This window comes from Mesorhizobium sp. WSM4849, from assembly GCF_055811385.1.
In genome coordinates this window covers 1-26,656 of record NZ_JBVVPW010000028.1, presented here as the reverse complement: position 1 = coordinate 26,656, position 26,656 = coordinate 1, and the positions used below count along the sequence as shown (strand labels likewise).

28 protein-coding genes and 1 pseudogene are annotated in these 26,656 nt (G+C 62.9%); 14 read left to right on the top strand and 15 right to left on the bottom strand.

Annotated elements, in window-relative coordinates; translation table 11 throughout:
* The first annotated feature begins 262 nt into the window (after positions 1–262).
* Positions 263–964, top strand: a complete 702-nt coding sequence (locus AC0L3L_RS26605) for an XRE family transcriptional regulator (RefSeq protein WP_473640006.1) — start codon at positions 263–265, stop codon at positions 962–964.
* 291 nt (positions 965–1,255) lie between these two features.
* On the opposite strand, the gene AC0L3L_RS26600 is transcribed toward AC0L3L_RS26605, so the two are convergent.
* Positions 1,256–1,558: a hypothetical protein gene (locus AC0L3L_RS26600; protein WP_123148021.1), complete on the bottom strand. Its 303-nt coding sequence runs from the start codon at positions 1,556–1,558 to the stop codon at positions 1,256–1,258.
* 210 nt (positions 1,559–1,768) lie between these two features.
* Here AC0L3L_RS26600 and AC0L3L_RS26595 point away from each other — a divergent pair, with 210 nt between their 5' ends.
* The 3 genes from AC0L3L_RS26595 (at position 1,769) to dinB (ending at position 4,296) form a co-directional block, all read left to right on the top strand.
* Positions 1,769–2,137 carry a hypothetical protein gene (locus AC0L3L_RS26595; protein ID WP_473639929.1) on the top strand — a complete coding sequence of 123 codons (369 nt, stop codon included), beginning with the start codon at positions 1,769–1,771 and terminating at the stop codon, positions 2,135–2,137.
* 125 nt (positions 2,138–2,262) lie between these two features.
* Complete coding sequence (locus AC0L3L_RS26590; RefSeq protein ID WP_473639927.1) at positions 2,263–2,721, top strand: GNAT family N-acetyltransferase; 459 nt, start codon at positions 2,263–2,265, stop codon at positions 2,719–2,721.
* Between the two features lie 333 nt (positions 2,722–3,054).
* Complete coding sequence (gene dinB, locus AC0L3L_RS26585; protein WP_473639925.1) at positions 3,055–4,296, top strand: DNA polymerase IV; 1,242 nt, start codon at positions 3,055–3,057, stop codon at positions 4,294–4,296.
* A 126-nt stretch (positions 4,297–4,422) separates the two neighbouring features.
* Here dinB and AC0L3L_RS26580 read toward each other — a convergent pair whose 3' ends face one another.
* Together AC0L3L_RS26580 and AC0L3L_RS26575 are read right to left on the bottom strand one after the other, a co-directional pair.
* Positions 4,423–5,331: a DUF2182 domain-containing protein gene (locus AC0L3L_RS26580; protein WP_473639923.1), complete on the bottom strand. Its 909-nt coding sequence runs from the start codon at positions 5,329–5,331 to the stop codon at positions 4,423–4,425.
* Positions 5,332–5,339: 8 nt separating this feature from the next.
* Positions 5,340–5,972, bottom strand: a complete 633-nt coding sequence (locus AC0L3L_RS26575; protein WP_473489790.1) for a DUF1326 domain-containing protein — start codon at positions 5,970–5,972, stop codon at positions 5,340–5,342.
* A gap of 258 nt (positions 5,973–6,230) precedes the next feature.
* Between AC0L3L_RS26575 and AC0L3L_RS26570 the strand changes: the two genes are divergently transcribed.
* Positions 6,231–7,388, top strand: a complete 1,158-nt coding sequence (locus tag AC0L3L_RS26570; RefSeq protein ID WP_473639921.1) for a sulfite oxidase — start codon at positions 6,231–6,233, stop codon at positions 7,386–7,388.
* 194 nt (positions 7,389–7,582) lie between these two features.
* Here the strand turns inward: AC0L3L_RS26570 and AC0L3L_RS26565 are convergent, their stop codons facing one another.
* The gene (locus tag AC0L3L_RS26565) at positions 7,583–7,708 is read right to left on the bottom strand and encodes a hypothetical protein (protein ID WP_473639920.1); all 126 of its coding nucleotides are present in this window, start codon (positions 7,706–7,708) and stop codon (positions 7,583–7,585) included.
* A complete protein-coding gene (locus AC0L3L_RS26560; protein WP_473639918.1) occupies positions 7,689–8,696 on the bottom strand; it encodes a DUF1330 domain-containing protein in 1,008 nt (335 codons plus the stop codon). The genes AC0L3L_RS26565 and AC0L3L_RS26560 overlap by 20 nt, the downstream gene beginning before the upstream one ends.
* Before the next feature lie 76 nt (positions 8,697–8,772).
* Between AC0L3L_RS26560 and AC0L3L_RS26555 the strand changes: the two genes are divergently transcribed.
* Entirely contained in the window at positions 8,773–9,870 is a 1,098-nt protein-coding gene (locus tag AC0L3L_RS26555; RefSeq protein WP_473489787.1) for an AraC family transcriptional regulator, read from the top strand.
* An 87-nt stretch (positions 9,871–9,957) separates the two neighbouring features.
* Here the strand turns inward: AC0L3L_RS26555 and AC0L3L_RS26550 are convergent, their stop codons facing one another.
* Positions 9,958–10,848 (bottom strand): sigma-70 family RNA polymerase sigma factor, encoded by an 891-nt coding sequence (locus tag AC0L3L_RS26550; RefSeq protein ID WP_473639916.1) that lies wholly within the window; start codon positions 10,846–10,848, stop codon positions 9,958–9,960.
* A gap of 10 nt (positions 10,849–10,858) precedes the next feature.
* On the bottom strand, positions 10,859–11,170 hold the full coding sequence (locus AC0L3L_RS26545) for a hypothetical protein (RefSeq protein WP_473639915.1): 312 nt from the start codon (positions 11,168–11,170) through the stop codon (positions 10,859–10,861).
* Between the two features lie 148 nt (positions 11,171–11,318).
* Between AC0L3L_RS26545 and AC0L3L_RS26540 the strand changes: the two genes are divergently transcribed.
* The 3 genes and pseudogenes from AC0L3L_RS26540 (at position 11,319) to AC0L3L_RS26530 (ending at position 12,613) form a co-directional block, all read left to right on the top strand.
* Entirely contained in the window at positions 11,319–11,684 is a 366-nt protein-coding gene (locus AC0L3L_RS26540) for a VOC family protein (RefSeq protein WP_473527888.1), read from the top strand.
* 264 nt (positions 11,685–11,948) lie between these two features.
* Positions 11,949–12,151 (top strand): annotated as a pseudogene (locus tag AC0L3L_RS26535) (DNA mismatch repair endonuclease MutL); the annotation flags it as partial.
* Positions 12,152–12,274: 123 nt separating this feature from the next.
* A complete protein-coding gene (locus AC0L3L_RS26530; protein WP_473639913.1) occupies positions 12,275–12,613 on the top strand; it encodes a VOC family protein in 339 nt (112 codons plus the stop codon).
* A 407-nt stretch (positions 12,614–13,020) separates the two neighbouring features.
* On the opposite strand, the gene AC0L3L_RS26525 is transcribed toward AC0L3L_RS26530, so the two are convergent.
* Both AC0L3L_RS26525 and AC0L3L_RS26520 read right to left on the bottom strand, forming a co-directional pair.
* Positions 13,021–13,428 carry a DoxX family protein gene (locus AC0L3L_RS26525; RefSeq protein ID WP_473639911.1) on the bottom strand — a complete coding sequence of 136 codons (408 nt, stop codon included), beginning with the start codon at positions 13,426–13,428 and terminating at the stop codon, positions 13,021–13,023.
* Positions 13,429–13,610: 182 nt separating this feature from the next.
* Positions 13,611–16,463, bottom strand: a complete 2,853-nt coding sequence (locus AC0L3L_RS26520; protein WP_473639910.1) for an AMP-binding protein — start codon at positions 16,461–16,463, stop codon at positions 13,611–13,613.
* A gap of 557 nt (positions 16,464–17,020) precedes the next feature.
* Between AC0L3L_RS26520 and AC0L3L_RS26515 the strand changes: the two genes are divergently transcribed.
* Positions 17,021–18,292: a flavin-containing monooxygenase gene (locus AC0L3L_RS26515; RefSeq protein ID WP_473639908.1), complete on the top strand. Its 1,272-nt coding sequence runs from the start codon at positions 17,021–17,023 to the stop codon at positions 18,290–18,292.
* A 540-nt stretch (positions 18,293–18,832) separates the two neighbouring features.
* Here AC0L3L_RS26515 and bfr read toward each other — a convergent pair.
* Positions 18,833–19,318, bottom strand: coding sequence for a bacterioferritin (bfr, locus tag AC0L3L_RS26510; protein ID WP_473489793.1), 486 nt, complete (start codon positions 19,316–19,318; stop codon positions 18,833–18,835).
* 428 nt (positions 19,319–19,746) lie between these two features.
* Between bfr and AC0L3L_RS26505 the strand changes: the two genes are divergently transcribed.
* Positions 19,747–20,184 carry a YybH family protein gene (locus AC0L3L_RS26505; RefSeq protein WP_473639906.1) on the top strand — a complete coding sequence of 146 codons (438 nt, stop codon included), beginning with the start codon at positions 19,747–19,749 and terminating at the stop codon, positions 20,182–20,184.
* Positions 20,185–20,452: 268 nt separating this feature from the next.
* On the opposite strand, the gene AC0L3L_RS26500 is transcribed toward AC0L3L_RS26505, so the two are convergent.
* The 3 genes from AC0L3L_RS26500 to AC0L3L_RS26490 are packed head-to-tail and all read right to left on the bottom strand — an operon-like array spanning position 20,453 to position 22,515.
* Positions 20,453–21,163, bottom strand: coding sequence for a HoxN/HupN/NixA family nickel/cobalt transporter (locus AC0L3L_RS26500; RefSeq protein WP_473489780.1), 711 nt, complete (start codon positions 21,161–21,163; stop codon positions 20,453–20,455).
* A gap of 39 nt (positions 21,164–21,202) precedes the next feature.
* Positions 21,203–22,255, bottom strand: coding sequence for a cation diffusion facilitator family transporter (locus tag AC0L3L_RS26495; protein WP_473639905.1), 1,053 nt, complete (start codon positions 22,253–22,255; stop codon positions 21,203–21,205).
* A complete protein-coding gene (locus tag AC0L3L_RS26490; protein WP_095491135.1) occupies positions 22,252–22,515 on the bottom strand; it encodes a metal-sensing transcriptional repressor in 264 nt (87 codons plus the stop codon). The genes AC0L3L_RS26495 and AC0L3L_RS26490 overlap by 4 nt, the downstream gene beginning before the upstream one ends.
* Before the next feature lie 304 nt (positions 22,516–22,819).
* On the opposite strand from AC0L3L_RS26490, the gene AC0L3L_RS26485 reads away from it, so the two are divergent.
* Entirely contained in the window at positions 22,820–23,035 is a 216-nt protein-coding gene (locus AC0L3L_RS26485; RefSeq protein ID WP_095491134.1) for a hypothetical protein, read from the top strand.
* A 21-nt stretch (positions 23,036–23,056) separates the two neighbouring features.
* Here AC0L3L_RS26485 and AC0L3L_RS26480 read toward each other — a convergent pair whose 3' ends face one another.
* The gene (locus AC0L3L_RS26480; protein WP_473639903.1) at positions 23,057–23,683 is read right to left on the bottom strand and encodes an NAD(P)H-dependent oxidoreductase; all 627 of its coding nucleotides are present in this window, start codon (positions 23,681–23,683) and stop codon (positions 23,057–23,059) included.
* Positions 23,684–23,875: 192 nt separating this feature from the next.
* On the opposite strand from AC0L3L_RS26480, the gene AC0L3L_RS26475 reads away from it, so the two are divergent.
* On the top strand, positions 23,876–24,550 hold the full coding sequence (locus AC0L3L_RS26475; protein ID WP_473639901.1) for a GntR family transcriptional regulator: 675 nt from the start codon (positions 23,876–23,878) through the stop codon (positions 24,548–24,550).
* 92 nt (positions 24,551–24,642) lie between these two features.
* A complete protein-coding gene (locus AC0L3L_RS26470; RefSeq protein ID WP_473639899.1) occupies positions 24,643–25,347 on the top strand; it encodes a pseudouridine synthase in 705 nt (234 codons plus the stop codon).
* A gap of 313 nt (positions 25,348–25,660) precedes the next feature.
* On the opposite strand, the gene AC0L3L_RS26465 is transcribed toward AC0L3L_RS26470, so the two are convergent.
* Positions 25,661–26,401 (bottom strand): 2OG-Fe(II) oxygenase, encoded by a 741-nt coding sequence (locus tag AC0L3L_RS26465; RefSeq protein WP_473639897.1) that lies wholly within the window; start codon positions 26,399–26,401, stop codon positions 25,661–25,663.
* Positions 26,402–26,656: the final 255 nt, after the last annotated feature.

Sequence of the window (26,656 nt, the reverse complement as noted above, 5' to 3'; positions counted from 1 at the left end):
AGGCCGGCATTGCACTTGCGGAAATTCGTGGCCGGAGCCGTACGGGGAACGGCTCCGGCCGTTCCGGTAGCCTGCGATGACGGCAGGGTGACCGGAGCCGAGGCGCTAGCCTCGGGCTTCGTCCCGGCCGGGGAGGAGGGCAGCCGGGACGGATGGGAAAACGGGATGGGGCGACGTGGCTTGTGCATGGCTGCATATAAGCATAACTCAAAAATTTATGCAAGCCATTCTTTCATGGACGAAACCGATTCTTATGTTTCAGATGGCCGCCATGGCGAAAACCTCATTGTCGATCAAGGTCGGGGCGGCGATCCGCAAGGCGCGCAAGCAGCGCGGCCTGGTGATGCGCCACATTGCCGAGCACAACGACACCGACGTCGCCGCCGTCGGCAATTGGGAAACCGGCCGCAACCTGCCAAAAACCGAGAACCTTTTGAAGACCGCCGCCTTCCTGCGCGTCGACCCGGTGGCGCTCGGCAAGGGCGAAGTCGTCTTCCTCGACGACGCCGACAATGTCGCCGACGCCGAGATCGTCACCGACGCCGCCCTGCCCGCCGGCCCGATGGACATCGAGCTTCTGGGTGCAGCGGTCGGCGGCGACGACGGCGACTTCACCTTCAACGGCGAGGTCGCCGGCTATGTCCAGCGTCCGCCCGGCATCGCCCATTTGCGCAAGGTGTTCGCGCTGCATGTGCTCTCCGACTCGATGGTGCCGCGCTACGAGCCCGGCGAGATGCTCTATTGCGGCGGCCGCGACGCCGTGCCCGGCGACCACGTGGTGATCGAGATGTTCCCCGAGGAACACGAGCGCAACGGCAAGGCTTTCATCAAAAAACTGGTCAAGCGCACCGCCGCCGAGCTGGTCGTCGAGCAGTACAATCCGCCGAAGACGCTGACCTTCAACCGCTACGCAATCCAACACGTCTGGCGCGTCATCCCGCTCAAGGAACTGCTGGGGTACTAGGGCGGCGGCGGAGCGCGCTCCCTTCTCCCCCTGTGGGGCAGGGCAATCGCATTTGGATTCTTGCGAAGATGGACCCCCACCCTAACCCTCCCCACAAGGGGGAGGGAACGCTGCCGCGCGCCTTTACTTTCCCCTTGGCGCCGAAAGGCAGGCAATTTGCCGAGGTCAGCGCCAACGGAAGTCTCCCTCCCCCTTGTGGGGAGGGGTTAGGGGTGGGGTACATCGTAGAGCGAATGCCTCGGCTTTCCACCTGCGATAGCCCTGCCCTGCGGGGAGAGGGCGTCTCCGCCATCAAGCCCGCCTGGATCTCTCCAGCGGAATCTCGCGCTCGCCAAGCATTCGCGCTTCGGCGCGGCGCTGCTGCTGCTCGTCGATGAACGCCGCCTGGATCGAGATCGCCGCGCCCGGCAGCCCGTCGGCGCGGCAGGCCGAGCAGCGAAGGCGCCCCGAAAGCGCCGCCAGCGGCGTCTGCGCGGTCACCCCGAAGCGCTTGAGCTCCGCCGGCTTCCACCATCTGTTGCGGCCGCAATCGATACACTCGACCGCGATCGAGACGACCTCGGCGATCGTCGCTTCCTTGCCCGGCAATGCCATCGTCCCTAGCGCCTCAGTTCCTGTTTTGTTCACATCATTAGGGGTTTTTCCCGAAGAGTCGAGTCAGTTCCGCTCACACCATGCAAAAGTTTAACTTGTGTCAATTTTTGAGTTATGCTTATATATCGTATCGACGGATAACGCCGCCGCGGACGATCGGATAGGCGGCAGGACCGGGCATCCGTCGCGGCCGCCAACAAGGAGACGAAGATGGACGCTCTCTCCGCCCAGTTCGCCCGCGATTGCGGCTATACTGGCGACAGCCCGGCCATGCTGGCGTCCTTCGCCGCCATCCGCCACGACGGCATAGGCAAGGGCCGTCTGGGCCATGACCAGCGCAAAGCGATTGTCGACCGGCTGAAGCATGGCGAGGCGCTGTTCCTGGCGGCGATCCGCCCGGCGCAGTCGGCCGGGGAGGCGATCGAGGACGCCGCCCGCTTCATTGCGCTGTTTCGCAACATGCCACGCTGGCGCCAGGAAAGGCGCGGCGCCGATCTCGCCCGCGCCAGGCAGCAGCGGCTCCTGGCGCGCTTCTTTCGCCGCTACGGCCACCGCATCTGGGCACGGCAGGCGGCGTAAGCTGGAGGTCGCCGACGCCATCAGCCGCGAATGCCTGGCGCCGGTCGCCCGCACCGCGACGCACATATCGTGAATGGCCGGACCGCACTTGCCGTCGCCGACACCGCACCGTATGTCTCCCCTCGATGAGCGAGCTCGAGTTCCGTCGCGCACAAGCGCCCGATCTGCCGGCGATTGTCGCACTGCTCGCCGACGATGCGCTTGGCGCCGGCCGGGAAGACCCGTCGACGCCGCTCGCGCCGTCCTATCTCGATGCCTTTCAGGCAATCGATGCCGATCCCAACCAGCTGCTGGCCGTGGCTGTCGAAGCCAGGCAAGTGATCGGAACCCTGCAGCTCAGCTTCATCCCGGGCATTTCGAGGAAAGGCGCCTGGCGCGGCCAGATCGAAGGCGTTCGCGTCGCGCGGCAATGGCGGTCTCGCGGCGTCGGCAAGCAGATGATCGAATGGGCGGTTGAAGAATGCCGTTCGCGCGGCTGCAGCTTCGTCCAGCTCACGACCGACAAGAGCCGACGGGAGGCGCACGCTTTCTACGAGGGCCTCGGTTTCACCGCCAGCCATCTCGGCTACAAGATGGCGCTGTAGCGCGCGATTGGCTGATTGCCGAAGTCGGCGCTGCCCCTCATCCGCCTGCCGGCACCTTCTCCCCGTATAGTGACGGGGCGAAGGGGCTGTCCGCAACCTCGGCACTTTCCTGCAACGTTGGTGATTGGCGAAACCATCGATGAGAGCGTCCTTCTCCCCGTCCCTATACGGGGAGAAGTGCCCGGCAGGGCGATGAGGGGCAGCGCAAACCCGAAGCGATTGCCCTCCGCCTGCCCTCCACGCTCCTTGACAATCCACCCGCAATGTTCTCTTTATGTTCCATACAAACCTCAAGACATGCGGCGTTCGAACCGCCGCGGGCGAACGGGCCGGATGGAAGCCAACATCCTCCACGCGGATCTGGATGCCTTCTATGCCTCGGTCGAACAGTTGCTCGACCCGGCCCTGCGCGGCAAGCCGATCGCCGTCGGCGGCGGCGTCGTGCTGGCCGCGTCCTATGAGGCCAAGGCTTTTGGCGTGCGTGGCGGCATGCCGGGGCGGCGCGCCCGGGAACTCTGCCCCGGGCTGATTTTCGTCGGCGGCCATTTCAAGGATTATCAGTGGCTCGGCGACGCGGCCATCAAAGTGCTTGGCGATTTCACGCCGATGGTCGAGCGGATCTCCATCGACGAGGCCTTCGCCGACGTCGCCGGCTGCACCCATCTGTTCGGTCCGCCGGCCGAGATCGCCACAACCATCCGCCGCCGCGTGCGGGCGGAGCTCGGTCTGCCGATCTCGGTCGGCGTGGCGCGCACCAAGCACCTGGCCAAGATCGCCTCGCAAGTGGCCAAGCCCGACGGGCTGGTGGTCGTCGATCCACGCCACGAGTTGGAGTTCCTGCACGATCTGCCGGTCGAGCTGATGTGGGGCGTCGGCCCGGTCACCAGGGAGCGGCTGGCCGGCATCGGTGTGCGCACCATCGGCGAACTGGCGAAAACGCCTGGCTGGTCGCTGGAGCGCCTGCTCGGGCCGGCGGCGGGCGAAAAACTCAACGCGCTGGCCTGGAACCGCGACCCGCGCAAGCTCGAGACGCAGCGCCGGGCGCGATCGGCCGGCGCACAATCGGCGCTCGGCAGGAAGCCGGCCGAGGCAAAAATCTTCGTGCCGGCGCTGCTGCATCTGGCCGACAGGGTCGCCACCAGGCTGCGGGCGAAATCACGACCCGGCCGCACCGTGACGGTTCGCGTTCGCTTTGCCGATCTGCGCTCGGTGACGCGCTCGATCACGCTCGACCAGCCGATTTCGGCAACCGCGATGCTGGCCGAGATCGCCGAGGCGCTGGTGCGCAAGGTGCTTGCCGATCATCCGCACGAGAAGACCATCTCGCTGCTGGCGATCGCCGTCTCGCATCTGGAAAAGCAACCGGCCCTGCAGCTGGAACTGCCGCTCGGCCTCGACGACGACCGCCGCCGCCCCGGCACCAGGAAGGGCGCGGCGCGCTGGACCGCCGACCGCGCCATCGACAAGATCCGCGACCGCTTCGGCTGGGAGGCGGTCGGCTATGCCTCGGTCGCGCTTGGGCAGTCGCGCTCGGTCCCCGACGCGTTTCGCGAACTGGCCGAAAAGGAATTGTGAGCCGCGATTACTCTTGGTCGCAAATCGCCGGAATGACGTTCTTGGATCCAGTTCGTTGTGCACCGGTTTTTGGCATCAACCGGATAGGGCAGCACCCGCTCGCAAATTTTCTGCGTCTTCTGGTCGTCAGACCAAAAGCGTTGCGCCGCCCCAGGCGATCAGGACGATGCCGGCCGCCCGGCCAACCCGCTGGCCGGCAGGAAACGCCTTTTCTACCAGCACCAGAATGGCGAGCCCGGCAACCCACACCAGGTTCATGATGCCCCCCACGAACAACAACGCCATCAGCATCCAGCAGCATCCGACACAAAACGCCCCGTGCAGTGCGCCCAAACGCAGCGCGCCGAGTGCGTGGGGACGCCAGTGTCGGGCAAGGAACGCCGTCGGTGCCCGGCAATGCGACAGGCAGGCGTTCTTGAGCGGCGAGAGCTGATAGAGGCCCGCGGCGATCAGGACGATGGCTGAAAGCCAGCGGCTTTGTGAGCTCATCAGCGTCGCGGAAGCGAAGGCTTCGCGTTCGAGCAGCCGATGCAACGCGGTCGCCGCAACGGAGAACCCCAGCCAGACCAGGAGGTAGCCTGCCATAAATACGCCGGTGGGCGCGAGCTTGTCCTGGATCTGGCCCTGTGCGAGCGCATGGCGATGCACGCTCGCATAGAGCAGGATGGTCGGCGCCGCGCTCGGCGACATCATGGCGATCATCATGACCCACCACATGGCGATCATCAGCGCCCAGTTCGCGGCCCCCCAGACCCGCGGTTCCGTCGCTGCGGCCATCGCGCTCATGTCCATGCCGGGCATGTCCATGCCAGACATATTCATGCCAGACATATCCATGCCGGGCATATCGGAGGTCACGCCGGCAGTTTGCTGGTGGGGGAACAGCGCGAGCCTCGACATCTCCCACGCATTCATGCCGAGCCCTGCACCGGCGACGATGTAAAGCCAGGCCAGCAGGCACAGCGCCACCACGCCCGCAATCGTGATGACGCGGTCGCGTCTGAGCAGGCGTTCCAGTGGCGACGCGCCGTTCATGCGAGGCGTCAGGCTCGCACCACCCCGTGATTGTTGAGATGCAGCCGCGCGAACTGGCCGTAACTGTCCTTCGTGGTCACCTGAACCGGGCCGCTGGTTGTGCTCGAAGCACTGCCGATCTCGGCGACCGCATATTCGAAGCCGTTCGGCAACACGATCTGCGCGCGCGAGTCCGCACCCGTCACCTTGTTGCGGATCGGTTCGCCGACCGTTTCGATGTAGTCCTTGACGAAGATGCGGCCCCTGCGGCCGTCAATATCGAGGTCGAGATCGATCTTCGTGAACACCGGCTCATTCATTTTTGTCACGGTTGAGGCGTAGACGGCGAACATCGTCGCGAACGGGTCGGTGTCCTGGCCGGTCATGATGCGCAGCAGCGCGTTACGCTGCCGGTCGGTTGCATTCTCGTCGACGAAAGCGATGGCTTCGCCATTGCCTTCGTGGATCGCGCCAGGCCATTTGAAGATCGCGGCGATCCGCAGGCCATCGAGAGCGGTTTCGCCATGATGACCCTCATCGATCTGAATGCCGGCAACGGCATGGCAATGGCCTTTGTCGGGCAACGCATTGAATTGACAGTTGCAGCCATATTCGCAGGTGCAATTGACGAGTTCGCGTCCCTTGATTTCCCAAGACGTCACGCTGTCCTCCCTGATGTCGAAATATTAGACCATCATCATACACCTGGACTCTTCCCTCTCAAAGGCGCACCCTTAAAAATGCGAAACCCAAGCGAGAGTTTCGTCCAATGCTTCACATGCTTGACTTGCGTCGGTGATTGTCTGACCTATCCGGATACTTCCGGCTGGGCAGACCTCATATTGTGTCGCCTATCCGTGATCAGGCTACGGCCTAAGGCACGTTGCAGCCCGTTCCGGATCAACTGGGAGGTAAACAACATGCCTGATTTTCAGCGCAGAGAACTTCTTGTTCAAGGAAGCGCGGCTCTTGCCGCAATTGCTGCTCTCTATACCTCGCGTCGGGCTTACGCTTTTCCAACACGGCCGAGCGAGGAGGTTATTGCGTGGCTGGACCAGCCGACCGAAAATCCCGATCCGGTCGGTATCCAGAAGCAGCTTGTCTGGGAGGATTTGGATAGCTGGATAACTCCAAACCACAAGTTCTTCAGCATCTCGCATTTCAACCGGCCAACGATCGACGAGAAGACATGGTCCATGGAGATCGGAGGCCTGGTCAAGAAGCCCTTGAAATTGACGCTCGCCGACATCAGGGCGCGACCGCGGCAGGAGGTCGTTTTCACAGTGGAATGCTCGGGCAACCACGGTTTTCCCTTTTTTACTGGCGGCATCGGCAATGCCCGCTGGGCTGGGACGCCGCTCGCCCCGATCCTCGAGGAAGCCGGCGTTATGGAGAAGGGCATCGAGGTCGTCTTTTTCGGTACTGACAAGGGCGAGGTCCCGATACGCGACGTCAAGATGCAGCAGAACTTCGCTCGCAGCATGTCGCTCGCCGACGCGATGAATCCCGACAATCTTCTCTGCTATGAAATGAACGGAACGGCCTTGCCGCCGGCCAATGGTTTTCCGCTGCGGCTGATTGCTCCAGGCTGGTACGGCATCGCCAACGTCAAGTGGCTGGAGCGCATCGAGGTTCGCGACACCCGCTTCATGAGCCTTCTGATGGCCCGTGACTATGTCACCATCCGGGAGGAAGAGCACAACGGCGAGACTGTGTGGACCGAGAACTCAGTCGGCCGGGCACGGATAAAGTCCGCGCCTGCGAAGGTCACCCGGAAAGACTCAAACTACCGCATCATTGGGGCAGCTTGGGGGGCACCGATCGACCGGGTCGAAGTGCAAATCGATCAAGCGCCATGGGCATCGGCGACCATTGACCGCAGTGAGGAGGCCGAACACGCCTGGAAGATTTGGTCCCTGGATTGGGCAAATCCCTCTCCCGGCGAACACACGGTGACCTCGCGCGCGGTCAGCACCACGGGACAAGTTCAACCGGCAATGGACGATCCCTTGATTGCCAAGAAACACACATACTGGGAAAGCAATGGCCAGGTGACGCGCCGCGTGCGTGTCGACTAAGAACCACGCGGGAAGGTGAAGCAGGCAGCGCCTGATCGCAGACTGGTTGTCCAAGCAATCTTCAGGTCCGCTTCGGCAGGCAAAATAGACGCGCATCGTAGATGCCCGGAACGACCGCTTCGGGTGGACTGTTGCGATTCGTCTCGTCCATGGGGACATGGGACGGCCGGAATACTGGAAATCGGCCCCCAGCGTCAGTCCTTGGATGCCGTGATGACGAGCGCCGGCATGTCGAAAGCGACGGCGCCGACCGCTGTCACGAAAGGCATGAGTGCCCGCTCGGCCTCCTCCAGAAGCCGCTTAAACTGCTCGTTGTCCAAAAGCCCGCCCAACGTTCCAGATGCAGGCTCTTTCAGTCGAGATCAGCGACTCGATCGAGGCAAAACGGACCGTTCCGCGGTGCCGCTTCACCTCGGCACGCTCTATGCCTGCCTTCGCGCAGAGCGAGAGCAGTAACTCCGCATTGCCGAGAGCAAAGGGCGCGCGGAACGCGTTCGCAACGTCGCTTCCAAACAGCCGTTCAAGCATAGCCGCCACTGCGGCATAGCCTGGCGACTCGTCGAGCGAGTCGCAGACCGCGACGGCGAGCCGGCCGCCGGTCTTAACCACGCGCAGCATTTCCCGCAGTCCGGCTGCTCGATCCTCGAAGAACATCAGGCCGAACTGGCTGACTGCGGCGTCGAAGCTTTCATGCGGGAAAGGAATCTGCTCGGCGCGCCCTTCTCGCCAGTCGATGCGAGTGCTTTTGCGGCGGGCAACGCAAAGCATATCGGGATTGGGGTCAAGCCCGACCACCTTGCCCTCCGCGCGAACGCGGTCGAGGGCCGCGAGCGCCAGCACACCCGTACCGCAGGCGATGTCGATGACGCGGTCGCCCCTCCCTATTCGCGCCTCGGCGGCGACGATGGGCCCCCATTGTCGGAACAGCGCTGGAACGAACAGTGAGTCGTAGATTTCAGCCGGAGTTTTCGATGTCTTACCCCGGTGGGTCTGGACCGCCGCGTCCACAGATCCCGGCGTGGCACCTTCAAGGAACACTGCGTTGGATCGGGCTCCGGCGACGCGAAGCGCCTTCAGCGGCTCGTATTCAGGCGATGAGTACCAGCGCTTGGCATGCTCGGCGTCGGCAAATTCGACGATGACCGGATAGACCGGCTGCCAGTCTCCTTCGACAAGGTCGGATTTCCCGCCCAGCACCAAATAGCGCCCTCCATATTGTTCAACCGTTGCAAAGACCCCTGCCAGATACTGCTCGACTTTGGCTTGGTCGGTGATTTCACGCACGTCGAAGAAGCAATAAGTAGACATGGCCGACCTCCGTTGATCGCATGGACTGCACGGGATGCGCGGTGGATATGCTGTCCGGCGCATAGTAGACTTGGCCATGGGCACGCTCCATGACCCAGCGTCTCAATCGCTTGCCGCAGCGTCCGTTCTTGCGCCATCGCCTGGGCGGCCACCGGAAGAGGCCGTTGCCGATGCCGCACCTTCGGCGGTGCCGGACAAGGATGTGCTTTCAGATGTGCTGCGCGTGATAAAGCTCACCGGCGCGCTTTTCTTCTGGGTCGATGCCTCTTCGCCCTGGAGTGTGGAAGTGCCGCGGGCGGATTCATTTGCCCATCTCATCCTGCCGCGCGCCCAACACGTGATTTCCTACCACATAATCACCCAGGGATCGGGCTCGGTCAGCATCGATGAGGGTTCGCCGATGGAGTTTGCCGAAGGCGATATACTTGTGATCCCGCATGAGGATTCATACGCAATGTGCAGTGCGCCCGGAGTGCGATCAGGTTTGAGCCCGGAAGATTCGCTCGATTTCTTTCGCGCCATGGCGGCTGGACAACTGCCTTTCGTGGTCAACGAAGGTGGCGACGGCCCCCTCCTGACAAGATATGTCTGCGGTTTTCTTGGTTGCGATGCACGGCCGTTCAATCCTCTGCTCGGGGCCCTTCCTCCGCTGATACGCATTCGGCGTGCGGCCGGCGCACCGAGCGATCTGCTCGACCGGCTGATCGAGCTAACGCTGGCAGAGGTGTCCGTTCAACGGCCTGGCGCTGAATGCATCCGCCTGCGCCTCAGCGAACTGATGTTCGTTGAGGTCGTTCGCCGCTATCTTGAGGCACTGCCGCCGGAGCAGACCGGCTGGCTGGCCGGCTTGCGCGACCCCGCCGTAGGCAGGGCTGTTGCGCTCGTCCACGAGCATCCGGCGCGTGGCTGGACAATTGAAGAACTCGCTCGCGAAACCGGCGTCTCGCGGTCAGTCCTTGCGGCCCGCTTCACGCGTCTCGTCGGCTGCCCACCGATGCAATATCTCACGCGATGGCGCGTGCAACTGGCCGCACGACTGCTCACTGATGGGCTGGCCAAAGTCTCGACGGTCGGACGTGATGTCGGCTACGAGTCCGAAGCGGCCTTCAGCCGGAGCTTCAAGAAGCTCGCGGGCGTCTCGCCGGCTGGCTGGCGCGGCGGCCGGCGCGGATAGCCGGGCGGCCGGAGGCCAATTTGAGGAACACAATATGCCCCGACAGACGCCTCCGCGCGCCATCTCCGCACCATTTCCAGCCCTCCCCTACCCCTCCACCGTGCTGATCTCCGCATCGACCAGGCACCAGGGCGCGTAACGGAAGTCGCGGATCTGGACGACCCGCTCGTCCCGCCATTCGACCAGCATGAAGCCGCGGACGGCGCCGTCCGGCTCCTGCGGATTGCGGATCAGGATCGCCGGCCTGCCGTCGACAAGACCCAGCGATAGCGTCCAGTCGCTTATGCGGTCGTAATTGCCGAAATAGGTCGACACTTCGGCCTTGCCGCGCAGGCGGAGGCGGTTGACGAGTTCGAGCTGGATATCCTCGGCGATCAGCGCCCTGACCGCGTCGAAGTCGCGCGCATTGAACAGGTCGACATAGCGGCGCAGCCGCCGCTCGTCATCGGCGTCGAGCCTGGGCGCGGCCACCTGTTCGGGCTCGGCTGCCAATATGCGCAGCTGCGCCCGCCCGCGATGCAGCGCCGCCTTGGTCGCGGCCAGCGTCGCACCGGTCACCTCGCAGGTCTCGTGCAGGGAAAGGCCGAGCACGTCGACCAGGATCACGGCGCCGCGCTGCGCCACCGAAAGCTGCATGAAGCTGCGCAGGCCGGTCGCCGCGGCGAGCCTGCTGTCGGCGCTGCCGGAAGAATCCTCGATCGTGGTCATGTCGGTCTCGGTCATGCGCGACCTTTCCCGATGGCGCCGGCGCAGATGGTCCTGCGCGGCATTGTGGGCGATGCGAAACAGCCATTGCTCGGGCCGCTCGATCGCCAGGCTACCGTCGACCGCCTGCAGCGCCTTCAGCAGCGTCTCCTGCACGATGTCCTCGCCGTCGATCACCGAACCGGCCATGCGGGCGCAGTAGCGGTGCAGTTTGGGACGCAACCCTGAGAGCATCGCCTCCAGCGCCGGCCGGTCGAATTTTTGAGGGATCATGGCGTCCATTCTATCCGGCTTTGCCGTCCTCAAGCACATGGTAGTTGCCGATGAGTCTGGCAGGCGATCGCTTGACCGGGGTAGAGCGTCGCCCCGCATGGTTTTGCGTGAACGCCTCGAAGGCCGCAAGCCCGGTCAGCGCGGATGGTTCATTTCCCTCGCCGACGACGTGGATGAACTCGCCGTCGTCCAGTTCGAGCACGAGATAGCGCACGCTCTGCGGCGCCGTCTCATCCAGCGCCTCGAATACCTTTGCCACCAGCGCGCGATTCTCTTCCAGCGCGGTGTCTTTTACGCTGTAGCGAATGAGTTTGTAGCCCATGGTTCGTCTCCTGATTGGTTGGTCTGAGCAGAAGACGTTTGGCGTTCCCGAAAAGATTCTCACAGGCTATGAATCTTTTCGGCCGCCCGGATCGTCTTCCACCTGTGGACGGCTACGCAGCAGCTATCGAGGAGCAGGAGAGACGACCATGCACATCCAGTTTGCCGAATTGCCAGTATTCGACCAGGACCGCGCCAGGGCGTTTTACACCAGGCATTTCGCCTGCAAGGTCGCGGCCGACGAGAAGATGGGCGATAGCGGCTGGCGCTGGATCGAGCTGACATTTCCCGGCGCTGTCACGAACCTGCATTTCGTGAGGCGCGCCGACGACACGCCAGGCGCGGAGCCGGTGCTGGTGCTGGTCGACGACGATGTCGAGGCCACGATCGCCGCTCTGAAGGCGGGCGGCGTCGAGATCATCACCGAACCGCAGGAGGCGCCCTGGCAGCCAGGCCGCACGGTGGCGGAATTTCGCGACAGCGAGGGCAATCGCATGGTGATCGGCAGCCAATGAGCGGGTGCCGCTGCTGGGCGGGCCTCTGAATTTTGACGCGCCCATTTGAACGGCTGGAGAAGGTGTCATCAGCGCTGGTTGCTGCGACTGTCAACTACCGGGCAGCGAAATAGACTGATGAAAGGGGCAGCTCAGAGTCACGATTGCCCTTGAAGTTTCCCCCGGGGCGAGAGGTTGAATATCGTCGGAAATGCTCTCTGCGCCGGCCGAGTGGTACCCAGTCGCCTCACTTTTCGATAAACGGTGCGGCGGCCAAGGCTCGGCGATCTTGCCGACGAGATCGCCGAGACTGACACACCCAATACGCTGAAGCAGCGTTTCGACAAAATCGCCGCTACCATGGCGTGCCACCGCTCGGTGCGCTCGGCCGGCAGCTTCGGCCGGAAGAAATGAAAGCACTGCTCCGCCAGATGGAAGCAACGCCGGGTTCCGGCACCTGCAATCACGGCCGACCGACCTATATCTAACTAAAGCTTGTCGATATCGAGCGGCTGTGTGGACGGCGGTAGCGCCGAAACGTCGTTTGCAACGGCAATAGCTTGTTCGCATCACTTTCAGGGAGGTAAGGAGCCATGATTTCCGGCGCACACATGATCATCTACAGCACGGATGCCGAGGCAGACCGCGCATTTTTTCGCAATGTTCTGCGTTTTCCAGCAATCGATGCTGGCGAAGGCTGGTTGATCTTCGCATTGCCGCCGGCCGAGATTGCTGTTCACCCGATCGCCGAAAACGACAGCCACGAAGTCTATCTCATGTGCGAAGACATCAATGCCACAATCCAAGAGCTGAAATCGCACGATGTTGAATGCACTTCGGTCACCGATGAAGGCTGGGGCCTGCTCACGCATGTCTCGCTTCCCAGTGGCGGATCGCTTGGCCTCTACCAGCCGAGGCATCCTTTGGCGCACAAAGCCGGGGCTGCTTAAAAGCCGGTTTTCCGTCCGGACGCGCGACCAAGTAAAGACTTGGAGCGGGATGGAGATTCGAAGGCAAATCATCCTGCTCTGCCGGACTTTTTCAACACTATCGGTGGATTGCTGCTGTCGGTCTCGTCTGTTCCAACGAGCAAGAATGCTCCGCGGCAGGAGGTGCAGAAAATCCCTCTCGCCGCCCAGCAACGTCAGGTCGTCGCCGCGTGCGCTCATCCGGGCACGGGGCGTCCGACATGCCCACCAGCACTTCGCAGATGCGCCACATCGCGACGGCGACGTCGTCGCGGCGGGCCAGCCGAAACTTCTTATCATTTCCACCTAGGGCAACAGCATATGCTCTTCGACACCCTTGCAGGACGTGCTCCGCTGGAAGCGGCCCAGGAGGTTCCTCGCGATCCTATTCAGGGCGTCGCGAGGCCGGTTCCGCGACGGGCCGCATCGACGCTCCACCTGCCGCCTCCCGCGAAAAAGAAGTACAGGAAAATAAAGCAGTAGAGGATCGCCGCGTCGCCCTGGTTGACAACCGGAAAGAAGTTTTGCGGCGCGTGCGCCATGAAATAGGCCACCGCCATGTTGCCGGACAGAATGAACGCGACGGGCCGGGTGAAGAGTCCGAGGGCAAGCAGCACGCCTCCGATCACCTCGATCAATCCCTGAATCACAAAAGGCCCCGACAGTTGCATCGGCTCGGGAGCGGGCGGAAAATTGAAGAACTTTTGAGTTCCGTGCTCCAGAAACAGCAGCGCCGACATGATCCTCACGACGCTTAACCACTCCGGAGCCCAGGCCGAAATCTTGTCGAAATTCATCAGTTGGCCTCCATCATGACCCGGTGATTCCGGCCAGCAGGCTGAATTATCAGCGGGTCTGCTCTTCGCAGCGATTTTGCGAAGAGGGTATGATGCACAGCGCGAGGCGTAAACCAATACTCCCAGTTCACAGTCGCGTGACATCCGGTCGTGCTATTGATGGAGTGCCGAGCCGCGGGAGCCTAGACCTTGCCGATTGCGCTCGCTCCGCCGGGCGGTGTCGGCTTTACCAGCTCGCCGAGGTCCGGCTCGCCACAGCGCGCCAAGATCGCTTCGCGTACAGCGTCGCGGAGACGCAATACCGCTGCAAAATCGGTTCCAGACGGCGCAATGGGAGCGCCGATCTCGATTGTGACCGGCGTCCATCGTGGAAACCATTGGTCACCGCGCAGCATGGATCGCGTTCCACGGATAATGCCGGGCAGTACCGGCAGGTTGGCATCAACCGCGATCTTGAAAGCTCCGAGATAGAAGGCGGAGAGACCTGGTCTGCGCGTGAACGTGCCTTCGGGGAAGAACACGAGAATGCGTTCTTGCCGGGCGATCTTGGTCAGGGATTCGGCGTCGGAAAGGCTGCCTGTGACGTCATAGCGCTCGACGAACGGTATGTCCAACTGGCGCAGGAAGGGGCCGGCAAAGACCTGCCCCGCCAGCTCCTTCTTGGCCACGAAAGCTGGTTCTCCCGGCAGAACCGCAGCCAACACCAAGGCGTCCATATAGCTCGAATGGTTAAATGCGAGTATCGCTTTGCGGCGGGGAATGTGCTCGATGCCGCTCGCCGTGATGGTCACGCCGGCAAGGGCGAGCGCGGCACGGGCGATCGTCCTCGCCGCGGCCCAGCGCCAGCCGAGTCGCGGCAGAAGCATCACCGCCAGCCATGCCAAGAAGAAGCTGCAGGCTATGACGATCCACCACCATCCGGCGTAGAGAACGTCGGCGAGAAGCCGGCGCAGTCGCCTCAGTTGCGGGCCCGCTCCCGCAAACGACAGCCGCAAGACTTGCCACCAGAGCGAGCGTTGCGGCGCTCCAATTGTCCCGCTCTCGTAAAGCTCCTTGGCCGTGCTGCGGCGAATCTTCCCGCTGGATGTCTTCGGCACGGCCCGTGGTGGCGCGAGGACCATATCGTCGGGAGGTGTTCCGGCGATATCCGTTGCGACCTCACGAGTGCGCTCCTGCAATTCCTCCCGGGCAGATTCGTCGGTCTCGCGCGTTTCCGCCACGACGACCACACGCTCCGTTCCGGTGGACTCATCGGTCGCGCCGAACACGACGACGCCTCCTTTGCGCACGCCGGGGATGCCCGCGACGGCCTCTTCGATCTCTTGCGGATAGATGTGACGCCCGGCGCGGATGATGATGTCCTTTACCCGGCCGGTAATGTAGACATCACCGCTCGCCACGTATGCCCTGTCTCCGCTGTCGAGCCAGCCATCGCGGAACAGCTCGCGTGTCTTGGCGTCGTTCTCGAAATAGCCGGAGGTCGCCGACGGGCCGCGGAATTCGAGCCGGCCTTCCTGGCGTTCACCAAGCTCGTAGCCGGCGCCATCGACGATGCGGACTTCATGACCTGGCAGAGGATGTCCGCAGGCGACGATTTCAAGCGGCTTCGGATCGTCGGGGCCGGCGGGCATGGCCGCGCCACGGCCGGTCAGCGCAGTACGATCCACGCGATCGATGATCGGCGAGCGGCCCGGCGGGGGAAAGGCCAGCCCCACCGTGTTCTCAGCCAGGCCGTAGACCGGCGCCATGGCTCCCGGCTTGAAGCCATGATGCTCAAATCTTTCAATGAACCGACGCAGCGTCTGAACACTGACCGGCTCCGCCCCGTTTGCGACCATGCGGAGCGAGCTTAGATCAAGTCCTTCGAGATCGGCGTCGTCTGTCTTGTTCAGACAGAACTCAAAGCCGAAGTTCGGGGAAGCGGACAAGGTGGCGCGAAAACGGTGCATGGCCCAGAGCCAGCTCTCCGGGCGCACGAGAAAGCTCAATGGCGACATCGCATAGAGCGGCGCGCCAAAATGAAGGCATCCCAACCAAGCGCCGATCAGACCCATGTCGTGATAGAGCGGCAGCCAGCTGACAAAGACGTCAGCCGAGCTCGCCTCCATCACCGCGCCCATGGCCCGAACATTGGCAAGCAGGTTGGCGTGGCTCAGCACGACGCCTTTCGGATCTCCGGTGCTGCCTGACGTGTATTGTATCAGCGCGGTCGAGTGATCGTCCGTGACCGGCGGCAGCTGTGTGGCAGCGGGTTCGGTGCTGAGACTTGCGACGTTCTCGACGCCGTCCAGGGATTCGACCTGTCCGCGCAGCAGCGCTGCAGGACCCATTCCTTCCGGCATTGTGACGAGTATGCGGGCGCCGGCATTGCTCAAGATGCCGGCCTGGCGACGCAGATGGTCCTCGATCTGCGACAGCCGCATCGGCGGATAGATCGGCACCGGCACGGCTCCGGCGTAGAGAATGCCGAAGAATGCGGAGAAAAAATCGAGACTCGTGGGCAGCATCAAAGCGACACGATCGCCCGGCTCGACATTGCGGCGGATCAATCCGGCCGCGACGGCACGAGCTGATTCCGCCAGTTCTGCGTAGGTCATTGACCCCAGCGCGGTTGTGTCGTCCTGCAGGACCGTCAGGTGGAGGCGATCAGGATGCTGCGCGACGTGCCAGTCGAGGACCTCGACGAGCGTCCGGGCCTCGGTGGCAGCCGGAACGGGAGGAAGGGCAATGGTCGGCTGCACCGTGCGGGCCGAGCCCGGTCGGGCGCCGGCGTGTTCGAGAGCATTGATCAGATCGCCGATTGTGTCCGCCTCGCCAACTATTTGAGTAGGCAGCCGCACCCGGAACGCGCGCTCAATCCGCAGAATCAGCTCCGTCCGACCAAGGCTGTCGATGCCGAGATCCCTTTCGATCCGGCTTGACGGCGAGATGTCGATCGCATTTGCACGTTGCGGCTGAAGCTCGTGCACGAACTCGCGCACAACGGCGATCAGGTCGCCCCCGCGCGATCTCCTGTCATCGGCCGTAGGAACCATCTTCGTGCCCGTCTCCCACGCCAAATGTTAACGCTTCAGGCAATTGGACGTTGACGCGCGTGCTGTCAGAGCAATCGAGCCTCCCCTGCGGTTGGCATTGATGCGGATCAAAGCCGTGGCGGGCGGCAAGGCCATTGTTGCCTTAACTATAGCGTTCTGGCGGCTCAGCAACGGCCTGGACGCGAGCGGCGTTATTGGAAGCCGGCTGCTATATCGGTCGTTTCATCGTATTCCCACCAGCCCCTTGCGAAACTGACGATTGTGGCGCCGCTGGGCGTGACAGCCGGATTCCTGGATGCCGCAGCGCCAAGATCAGCCATTTGCACCGCGCTCGTTCATGACCGGTTTCAGCCGTTGGGCTGACGAACCAGTCACTAGAAAAATTGGCGGTCGATACTGTCGACAGAGGTTTCGGAGGCACTTGCCCTCCGGCGTGGCTTCCGTCCTTTGGAATTCCCGGAACTAGCTCTTTGCAGTATGCTGCCGCATTTGTAGGGTGAGCGTAGTGTCACTCGCCCACGCATGCGATAGGCAGCACAATCTTGGCGGGGGAACGCATGAGGGGGATTGTTGACGCGGTCGTCATAGGCGCGGGCTCGGCCGGGCTTGGCGTCAGCTACTTCCTGCAACAACGCGGCTGCGCGCACCACGTTCTCGAGCGAGGCCGTATCGGAGAGACGTGGCGAACGCAGCGCTGGGACTCCTTCCGGCTGAACTCGACGAATATACGCACCACGCTGCCCGGCGATTCCTACGACGGCCCGGACCCTTGGGGTGCGATAACCCACCATGAATTCGTCGGCTATCTGGAAGGCTATGTTGACCGGCACCGCTTGCCGGTCCGCACTGGAGTGCCGGTTGAGCGGCTGAACCGAGAGGACGGAGCCTACCGAGTCACGACTGATCGCGAGACGTTTCTGGCGCGCACGATCGTGGTTGCAACCGGCAACCAGAGCCGTCAGGTCCGGCCGCCCTGGTCGTCCGACTTGCCGACGGCAGTTCGCCAGGTCGATTCCTCTGCCTATCGCAAGCCGGACGAGTTCGCTGACGGCGCCGTGCTGGTGGTCGGGAGTGGCCAGTCGGGCGGCCAGATAGCCGAGGACTTGGTGCATGCCGGACGTCTTGTGTATCTAGCGACGAGCCGCACTGGCCGCCTGGTACGCCGCTATCGCGGCGGCGACTCGTTCAACTGGCTCACTGTATCCGGCTTTGCCGACGTCCCGCGCCGGGAGCTTATCCTGGAGAACGGCAGGCTGCCGCCGCGTCCGCTGCTCGGGGCAATCCACACGATCAGCCTGCAATCGCTGAGCGCGCAAGGGGTGGTGCTGCTCGGCCGCTTCCGGGGCGTGGAGAACGGCAGCCTCATCTTCGGCGACGAGATCGGCGAGCACATGCGCTTCGCAGACGAGGCCTCGGCGGACGCGAAGCGTGTGATCGACGAGTATATCGAGCGCACCGGCCTCGATGCGCCGCCGGTCGACGATGATCCTGCCGAAACGGTTGCGCCGATTCTGGCTGATCCGCCGATCCGATCGATCGACCTGGCCGCAAGTGGCATCTCCTCGATAATCTGGTGCACCGGCTTCTCGGGCGACTTCTCATGGGTGAAGGTTCCCGGTGCCCTGGATGAGGCTGGCCAACCCATGCACGAGGATGGTGTCGGCACCATTCCCGGGCTCTACTTCGCCGGCCTCGATTTTGCGCTAACGCGGAAATCAGGCACCATACCGGCCGTTGCCGAGGAGGCGCACCATCTGGTGGCGCACATCGACAAAAGACGAGTGGACTCATGGTCGAGAACGCCTGGAGTGGATCGCGAGGTCATGTAATGACTTCCATCGCCACCTCTGGAGCACCGATCACGATGGTGACGGTTGCTCGTTTGTCTAGCGTCGCTAGCCGCCAGCGCTGGAACTTCCCTTCGGCTGCCGGAAGCGGACAAAGCTGCGATTGACGGGCGTAAAAGTTGCGGCGCTCGTTGACGAGGAGCGCTCACCCGGCCATCGGTTTTGAGTCGACCTGGCGTGCGTTTTGGCCCTGGTCGGCGGGGGGCTGGGGCATCGATCCGGCTCAGAATGTGATCGGAGATGCCGCGCGCGATCTCCCGCTGAGCAGGTGCAGCTGGGGAGTGGGCATCTGAATTTTGACGCGCCCGTTTGAACGGCTGCGCGGCAAGTCCTGATGGCCGCTATCGGGCCATTCATGATCCATAATCGAACGTGGCAAGTGCTTTGCCGCAGGATACCGGCGAACGGCACAGAGCTTAGAGGCGTCACGTCGAGTCTTTGGTGCCGTTCACCTGATGTGCGCCATGGCTGCGGAACCTCAAACCTGTCGCGCAGTATTTCCGCCGCGTGGCTTTCCCAATACTACTCTGCCTCATCCCCGGAAGCGGCATTGAGGAGGCCGTATCTCTCATCGCCGATCGAGGCGAGCAGATCGAGCTGGGTCTCGAGAAAGTTGATGTGGCCCTCCTCGTCTTTGAGCAGATCCTCGAACAGGTGCATGGTCACGTAGTCGCCCAGTTCCTGGCAGATCTCGCGTGACTTCTTGTAAGAGGTGCGCGCGTCGTATTCGCCGGCAAGGTCCGATTCCAGCACTTCCCTCACATTCTGCCCGATGCGAAGCGGCGCCACCGCCTGCAGGTTCGGGTGCCCTTCGAGGAAGATGGTCCGTTCGATAATCCGGTCCGCATGGTGCATTTCCTCGATAGATTCCTCGCGCTCCTTCTTCGCCAATTTGAAATAGCCCCAGTCCTCCAACAGGCGATAATGCAGCCAAAATTGATTGACGGCACCGAGTTCCAGAAACAGCGCTTCGTTAAGACGTTCAATGATCCTATCTTCGCCTTTCATGGGTTCTGCTCCCGTTTTGGGCGCGCGCCCCGCACGCATCATGTGGAACGATGCGCCCTTGTTCGCCTCCGGGCGCAGGATAGCACGCGGCGACCTAACCGTCATTTCGGGGGGGGGCCGGAGGTTGCAAAGAGCGTATGAGATCCTTCCCGCCGCCCTGCGTTCTTGGTGAGCAGTTGCTAATCTGCCACGGTCGGGCGCTTGGAAGCTTGACGCACAATTTGAACGGCTGGAACGGGGCGGGGGAGCGGCCATTACCGAGCCGTCTCAACACGCTGTCGCGAAAACTTGTCTCGCGCCGTGCTATACTGACCACGCCAACCTGCACTGCGCAGCAGTTAGGGAAATGCCTCACCGCTGCGCACACAGAATGTTGACCTGCGGGAGTCGCCAGTCCGGATCAGAAATAAAACGACAGGGAGGATGACATGTCCCTCGACGCCAATGACTTCGATCAAGCAGTTGAAAAATACCACCTGGCTCTGGATGAGTTCATGAAAGGGAACCCCGCGCCTGCGAAGGAGCTCTTTTCCCAACGAGACGATGTAACACTGGGAAATCCCTTTGGCCCTTTCGCGCATGGATGGAAGCAGGTCGTTGAGACGATGGAGCAAGCGGCATCGAACTACAGGGACGGCGACGCTACCGGCTTCGAGAACGTAGCGAAGTGTGTGACGTCTGAACTGGCATACCTCATCGAAGTAGAGCGGCTCAGGTCCAAGGTTGGCGGTCGGATCGATGTCACCCCTTTGGCGTTACGCGTGACGAGCGTCTTTCGCCCAGAAGATGGTCTCTGGAAGATTGTGCATCGTCATGCTGATCCGATAACGACGGCTCAGTTGGCCGATTCGGTACTCCGCCGATAGACGTGGTTGCGGTTTGGACCCTTCGGTCACCGATGCCGGGTCGAAGAGCGCAGAGTGAAGCGGCCAGCGCGCCTGTTGCGACAATCCTCCGCCGGAGCGGCTGCGCGCCTGACATGGTGTCGCGGCGACGTGACATGATCCAGAATAAAGTTTCACTAAACAAGCAGATAGAGCCATGTCTTGATTCTATCTGGCAGGATGGCATCTCGGCATCGCCGGCCCGGCGCATGCCGATCGGTGTGCAACTCGATCTCGCCCTTGAGCATGCTCAGGAAGCGAACATGATCTGCCAGACGGCAACGGCCGCAAGCGCTAGCCCGGCAACGCCTTCGATGGTTCGGGAAATGGTTTCGAGTGGCTTGCCGGCGAAGAAATCCACCAGACGTTCCCGAAACAGGATCGACAACACCGCGACGCAGGACAGCGTCAGCGCCACGCCGACCATCATGGTGATTGCGAAGAGCAAGCCGGCGCCGGGAACGCCTCTGGACATCGCGAAGGTCATCACGAAAAGCGTCAGCGGGCACGGGATCAGACCTGCCATGGCGCCGACCGCCTCGCCCTCATGCTTGTGGTGACGGCCGTGACTCAAAGCGCGCCACAGCATCCACACGCCAATAAGGCCGAGCAGCCCGCGACTGATATCCTCCAGAAGCGGAGCGCGGCCGACGCTGCCCAAAGCGATGGAGACCAGCGGCAGCGAGAGAACCGCAATCAGAACGGCAATCGTCACATGGGTGAAGGACAGCGTAATCGATACGAAAAGGCCGCGCGGAACCTTGGCATCCGAACCCGCAAGATATGTCGCTAGCACAGCTTTGCTGTGGCCGGGCGTCAGCGCATGCGCAGCGCCGAAGACGATGCCCACCGGCAGGAAGCCCATGAACGCCAGCCAGTCGCCTCCCACTGAGAGCAGTTTGATCTGCTCGCCGGCCGCCAGATAGATCGTTCGTTGGAACTCGACAAGAATTTGGAACATCAGCTGAGGCTAACAGAAACGAGCCGCTCCGAGCGACCGTTAGTGGCTGTCGTGTTCGCCGTGAGCATCTTCATGGGAATGATCCGCATCCGCGCTCGCCAATCTTATATTGGCCGCCGCAAGCGCCGGCATGTGCTCGAACAGATCGTGCTCCAGCGCTGCCGTAATCTTCTTCGCTTCGCAGACCGGCAGGCTTTCTCCTACGGCGATGGCAATGTCGGCGTGCAGCCTGTGACCGATCCACCGCGCCTTGGCCTCGACAATGCGCGCTGCCGGCACATGCGCGGCCGCATGGTGGATTTCGCCGATGACATCAGGCTCCACGCCGTCGAGCATGCGGGTCAGCACCGAGCGGGCCGACTGCCAGACGATGCCGAAGATGGCAAGAGTGATGAGGAGGCCGACGATCGGGTCGGCCAGCGCAAAACCGAGCCAGACGCCGAGCGCCCCGATGACCACGGCAAGGCTGGTCAGGCCGTCGGTGCGGGCGTGATAGCCGTCGGCAATCAGTGCGGCGCTGTTGATTTCGCGGCCGACGCGGATGCGGAACACCGCGACGGCCTCATTGCCGAGAAAGCCGACAAGGCCCGCCGCCGCCAGCCAACCAAGATGCGTCACCACGCGTGGATTGATCAAGCGGTCGATGGCCTGGTAGCCGGCGACGATGGCGCTGAACAGGATGATCCCAACGATGATGATCCCGGCCAGGTCCTCGACCCGGCCAAGGCCGTAGGTGAAGGTCGGCGACGGCTTGCGCCGGGCCAGCATGAAGGCGATCCACAGCGGAATGGCGGTGGTGGCGTCACCGATGTTGTGGATCGTGTCGGCCAGCAGCGCCACGCTGCCCGACAGCGCGACCACGACCATCTGCAGTGCCGCGGTAATTGCCAGGATGACGAACGACCATTTGATCGCCCAGATGCCTCGGTCGGTCGTCGCAATGGTCGCATCGATGACCCCGTGGGTGTGACCGTGCGACCCGCTCGCATGATCGTGATGGCCATGACCATGCGCGGCGTGATCGCGCGACCCGAACCCGAACCAGTCGAGAATGTGCGCGCCGAGACGGCTCACAGGTATTTGACGGCTCACAGGTATTTCGCCAGTTGCTTGAGTTCCGCCAGCGAGTTGCCGCCGGCTTCCGCGGTGTCCGTCAGGCAATGCTCGATATGATCGTGGATCAGTTCGCGTTTTGCGCTGCTGATGGCGCTCTCCACGGCATGGAGTTGCTGCGCCAGATCAACGCAAGGACGATGCGCCTCGAACATCGACAGCACCGCCGCGAGGTGGCCTTGCGCGCGCTTCAGACGCTTCACGATAGCAGGATGCGAACGATGGATGCTTACGGACATGCTTCTTTTGTATCCTCCCCCCGGGGATACAGTCAATCTTTTCGACTTACTTTACTTTGCCGCTGAGTGTCCCACAGTCCGAAGAAAACCCTCGGCGCGCCCAGCGACCTGCCACCCTCCTACGGATAGCTTTGCCGGCCGCCGGTTGCGCCGTATTATTTCGTGACCGTGTCGCGCGGGAACCTTCCCTCGCACCACGCGTTCGGGGCGCTGTATTCGTCATGCCTCATATTTAGGCAAACGTAGGTGACGGGCGAATACCGGCGGGGAGGCAAATGCATGGGTTGGGGAGGAGCATATTGTGATGTCGAACCGCGAAATTGAAACGTCCCACACATTGGGGCTGCGCGTCGCTAATCTCAAGGCCAGGATGAGAAGCGCCCGTATTACCGAACACGAAATTAAAACCTTTCAGAAGGTCGCCGCCGTCATGGGAGGAGGTGAAGGCTCCCTACGGCTCGATGCCGACGACCTGATTGCGGCGTCTTTCGTTGTCGAGGACGAGCCCAGGACAAACTGACGATCGTGGCGCCCCCGGCGATCAGCCAGGCACCACGTCGGAGGCCAGGAAAGCGGCGCGTCCGAGGCTGGCGACCGCTTTCCTGACACGCTGCAAATGCGCCTCGCGCTCCACCGCTGAGACAGTGTCCATCCGGTAGAGCGCCAGGAATTTTGTCGAGCACAGCGGATGGCAAACGGAGCGGAAGCCGCGCAGCAGGGTGCGCCGGCCGGGCTGGCCCATGATCCACGACATCAGCGGCGTCGCGCCGCATGTGGTCATCACCAGCACCCGGCGTATGTGCCGCAATTTGGGGCGTGCGCCGCGCTGCGCCGTCGGCATCTCGAAGGCGAAGCCCGGCACCAGCACCCGCTCCAACCAGCCCTTGAGCATGGCCGGTAGGCCATACCACCAGGTCGGGTAGATGAAGATGACGGCCTCCGCCCAAAGCAGTTCCTGCGCCCGGTCACACACCGGCGCGAGGTTCGCCGCCTTGTCGTGATAGCCGAGCCATTCGTCGGCGCGCATGATCGGGTCGAAACCGGTCGCGTAGAGGTCGAGGAGATGAACCTCATGGCCGCGTTCGGCAAGCGTCTCCAGCACCGTGTCGCGCACAGCCCCGTTGAAGCTGTCGGTGCAGGGATGGCAATAGACGACAAGGACTTTCATGTTGGGCTCAAACCGGCTGGCTTTTGCATCATCGCCGGCTTGAAACGCGCATGCAATGGCCTGCGGGACATCGTCAGCACCGTAATCGAGGCGCTCTGCATCGCTTCTCGCTTCTGGATACTCGTATACGAGGATACAGATATCCACACGGGCGGCTTTCTGTTAGCAAGGCTCACCTGACGGGAGAATCGATTGCGCGGACTTGGCGAAGGCTTGATGCAGAAGCCGCTGACGGTGGCGGAGCAAGTGGCGAATGTGCTGCGCGAATCGATTGCCGAGGGCAGCTTGGCGGCCGGCACGCCGCTGCGTCAGGACGACCTGGCCGAGCGGTTCGGCTTCAGCCGCATGCCGGTCCGCGACGCGCTTCGCCAGCTCGAGGCCGAAGGCATCGTGTCGATCCATCCGACCAAGGGCGCGCATGTCGCCAGGATGGACGCTGCCGAGATCAGGGAGATCTTTGCGGTCCGCGCATTGCTCGAAGGCGAAGCGCTGCGGCTCTCGATCCCTAACCTCGGCAAAGAAAAACTAGACGAGGCCGGCTATGTGCTCAACCAGATCGATGCCGAGCCGAATGTCGGCCGCTGGGGAACGCTGAACCGTGCCTTTCATCTGGCCCTTTACAGCGCCTGCGGCAACACAAGGCTGCTCGGCCTGATCGAAGCCCACCACAATGCGGCCGACCGCTACGTTCGCGTTCTCCTGTCCAACCTCGACTATCGCAGCCGCTCGCAGTCGGAGCACCTCGACCTGTTGACGACCTGCCGCCACCGTGACGCCGAGGCAGCCGTCCGCGTCCTGAAAAGGCACCTCAGCGAAGGCATGGAAACGCTCGCCAGGGCTGGAGATGGGCTAGCGGGAAAGTCCTGACCTTGCCGGAGCGCTCTCGCAAAACCATAGCGCCACGACCGAATACCGGCCGGCAACGCCCCTCGCCTAGCGCCGGAGCCAATCCGCCAGGAGTGAGCCTTTGCCGTGCGCTGTCGAAACTCGGCCTGTGCTCGCGCAAGCAGGCAGAGATTCTGGTCGCCGAAGGGCGCGTCCGTGTCGCCGGCAAGGTTGTGCGCAACGGCTCGCTGCGCGTCGATCCCGGCCGCGACCGCATCGAGGTCGACGGCAGCCGCGTTGTCGCCGAGCGCAAGGTCTATCTGATGATCAACAAGCCGCGCGGCCTGGTCACCACCCGCGACGACCCGCAGGACCGCGGCACCGTCTATGACTGCCTGGCAGAACTCGACCTGCCCTTCGTGTCGCCGGTCGGCCGCCTCGACAAGGCCAGCGAAGGCCTGCTTTTGATGACCAACGACACGCGCTTCGCCCAGCGCCTGCTCGACCCCGCCTCGCACGTCGCCAAGGTCTATCACGTGCAGATCGGCACCCTGCCCGACGCAGCCGTGCTGGCCAAGTTGCGGGCCGGTGCGACGGTCGACGGCGAAGATTTGACGGCGCGGTCGATTGAAATCCTGCGCAGCGGCACCAGCACCGCCTGGCTGGAAATCACGCTCGACGAGGGCCGCAACCGCCACATTCGCCGGCTGCTCGGGGCGCATGAGGTGGACGTGCTTCGCCTGGTGCGGGTGGCGATCGGTCCGTTGCAGCTCGGCGAGCTCGCCAAGGGCAAGGCACGCCACCTCACCGCCGACGAGTTGGCGCTGCTTCAGGCCTGAGCGAAGGTGCCGAAGCGACCCGGCAAAGCGGAACGGCAGGCCAATCGCTTCAGCTTTGCGCTGCCCCTCACCTGCCTGCCGGCATCCTCTCCCCGTATAATGACGGGGAGAGGGGCGCTCTCATCTATGGTTTCGCCAATCACCAGCGTTGCAGAAAGGGTGCCGAGTTTGCGGCCAGCCCCTTCTCCCCGTCACTATACGGGGAGAAGTGCCCGGCAGGGCGATGAGGGGCGGCGCCGACTCCGACAACTGACCCCTTAGCACGAAGCTGTCCCGTCGCCTCGACGTAGCCTTTCGAAGTCTATGACATTCTTTACTTCGCGTCGTGGAAGATAATGCCCACGGTGTGGCGCAGGCCGGAGCGAAGCCGGCTGACGCCGTGCCTGAGATTGACGCGGTAGCTGCCTTTGCTGCCCTGGACCGGACGATTGTGAACCGCGAAGGCGACGGCGTCGCCCTGGCGCAGCGGCACCACCTCGGCGCGGATCTGCATGCGCGGACGCTGTTCGGTCAGCACGAACTCGCCGCCGGTGAAGTCCTCGCCGGGTTCGGACAGTAGAATCGCCACCTGCAGCGGGAAGGCAAGATCGCCGTAGAGATCCTGATGCAGGCAGTTGAAGTCGCCGGGACCATATTGCAGCAGGAGCGGCGTCGGCCGCGTCTGGCCCTGCTCGTGGCATTGCTTAAGGAACGCGGCGTGTTCGTCCGGGTAGCGCTGGGCGACGCCCATGCGCTCGTTCCAGTCGTTGGCGACCGCGGCCAGGCGCGGATAGAGCGCGGTGCGCAAGCCGCCGATCAGTTCGGGCAAGGGATAGCGGAAATAGCGATACTCGCCCTTGCCGAAGCCGTGCCGCGCCATGTGGACGTGGCTGCGGAAATGGCTTTCGTCGGGATAGAGCCTGGCGATCTCCCGGCATTCTTCCGGCGTCAGCAGCTTTTCCATCACGGCGCAGCCATAGCCGCTCATCCCCTCGGCCAATGCCTGCCAATCATATCCGGCGACCCGCGCTTCCGCCGATCGGACCGCTGCTTCTGGAACCGTGTGTATGGTCATGGCTCTGCCTCCAATGGCTTCTTCTGCCATCAGAGATGGGTGAAACAGCGCGTGCAAACCACCCGTTTCCTGCCAATGGGTTACGCACAGCGTTCCAGCTTGGGTTCCTCGCCCCCACGAGAGTGGGGGAGAGAAGCTATGGGGCGGCGGCGAGGGTTGTGGCACCATCGTTGCTGTAAACTCAACGAATGGAGCGCCCCGATGCACCAGAATGATCTGAGCAAGTCCCTCGTCGCCTTCGATCAGGATAGCACA

Coding starts and splice junctions, on each gene's coding strand:
- AC0L3L_RS26570 (WP_473639921.1), top strand. CDS start 6,231: ATGCCTGATTTTCAGCGCAGAGAACTTCTTGTTCAAGGAAGCGCGGCT.
- AC0L3L_RS26500 (WP_473489780.1), bottom strand. CDS start 21,163: ATGTTCCAAATTCTTGTCGAGTTCCAACGAACGATCTATCTGGCGGCC.
- AC0L3L_RS26485 (WP_095491134.1), top strand. CDS start 22,820: ATGTCGAACCGCGAAATTGAAACGTCCCACACATTGGGGCTGCGCGTC.
- AC0L3L_RS26595 (WP_473639929.1), top strand. CDS start 1,769: ATGGACGCTCTCTCCGCCCAGTTCGCCCGCGATTGCGGCTATACTGGC.
- AC0L3L_RS26480 (WP_473639903.1), bottom strand. CDS start 23,683: ATGAAAGTCCTTGTCGTCTATTGCCATCCCTGCACCGACAGCTTCAAC.
- AC0L3L_RS26590 (WP_473639927.1), top strand. CDS start 2,263: ATGAGCGAGCTCGAGTTCCGTCGCGCACAAGCGCCCGATCTGCCGGCG.
- AC0L3L_RS26465 (WP_473639897.1), bottom strand. CDS start 26,401: ATGACCATACACACGGTTCCAGAAGCAGCGGTCCGATCGGCGGAAGCG.
- AC0L3L_RS26600 (WP_123148021.1), bottom strand. CDS start 1,558: ATGGCATTGCCGGGCAAGGAAGCGACGATCGCCGAGGTCGTCTCGATC.
- AC0L3L_RS26530 (WP_473639913.1), top strand. CDS start 12,275: ATGATCATCTACAGCACGGATGCCGAGGCAGACCGCGCATTTTTTCGC.
- AC0L3L_RS26605 (WP_473640006.1), top strand. CDS start 263: ATGGCCGCCATGGCGAAAACCTCATTGTCGATCAAGGTCGGGGCGGCG.
- AC0L3L_RS26555 (WP_473489787.1), top strand. CDS start 8,773: ATGGGCACGCTCCATGACCCAGCGTCTCAATCGCTTGCCGCAGCGTCC.
- dinB (WP_473639925.1), top strand. CDS start 3,055: ATGGAAGCCAACATCCTCCACGCGGATCTGGATGCCTTCTATGCCTCG.
- AC0L3L_RS26505 (WP_473639906.1), top strand. CDS start 19,747: ATGTCCCTCGACGCCAATGACTTCGATCAAGCAGTTGAAAAATACCAC.
- AC0L3L_RS26560 (WP_473639918.1), bottom strand. CDS start 8,696: ATGTCTACTTATTGCTTCTTCGACGTGCGTGAAATCACCGACCAAGCC.
- AC0L3L_RS26580 (WP_473639923.1), bottom strand. CDS start 5,331: ATGAACGGCGCGTCGCCACTGGAACGCCTGCTCAGACGCGACCGCGTC.
- AC0L3L_RS26525 (WP_473639911.1), bottom strand. CDS start 13,428: ATGAATTTCGACAAGATTTCGGCCTGGGCTCCGGAGTGGTTAAGCGTC.
- AC0L3L_RS26550 (WP_473639916.1), bottom strand. CDS start 10,848: ATGATCCCTCAAAAATTCGACCGGCCGGCGCTGGAGGCGATGCTCTCA.
- bfr (WP_473489793.1), bottom strand. CDS start 19,318: ATGAAAGGCGAAGATAGGATCATTGAACGTCTTAACGAAGCGCTGTTT.
- AC0L3L_RS26520 (WP_473639910.1), bottom strand. CDS start 16,463: ATGGTTCCTACGGCCGATGACAGGAGATCGCGCGGGGGCGACCTGATC.
- AC0L3L_RS26545 (WP_473639915.1), bottom strand. CDS start 11,170: ATGGGCTACAAACTCATTCGCTACAGCGTAAAAGACACCGCGCTGGAA.
- AC0L3L_RS26540 (WP_473527888.1), top strand. CDS start 11,319: ATGCACATCCAGTTTGCCGAATTGCCAGTATTCGACCAGGACCGCGCC.
- AC0L3L_RS26515 (WP_473639908.1), top strand. CDS start 17,021: ATGAGGGGGATTGTTGACGCGGTCGTCATAGGCGCGGGCTCGGCCGGG.
- AC0L3L_RS26490 (WP_095491135.1), bottom strand. CDS start 22,515: ATGTCCGTAAGCATCCATCGTTCGCATCCTGCTATCGTGAAGCGTCTG.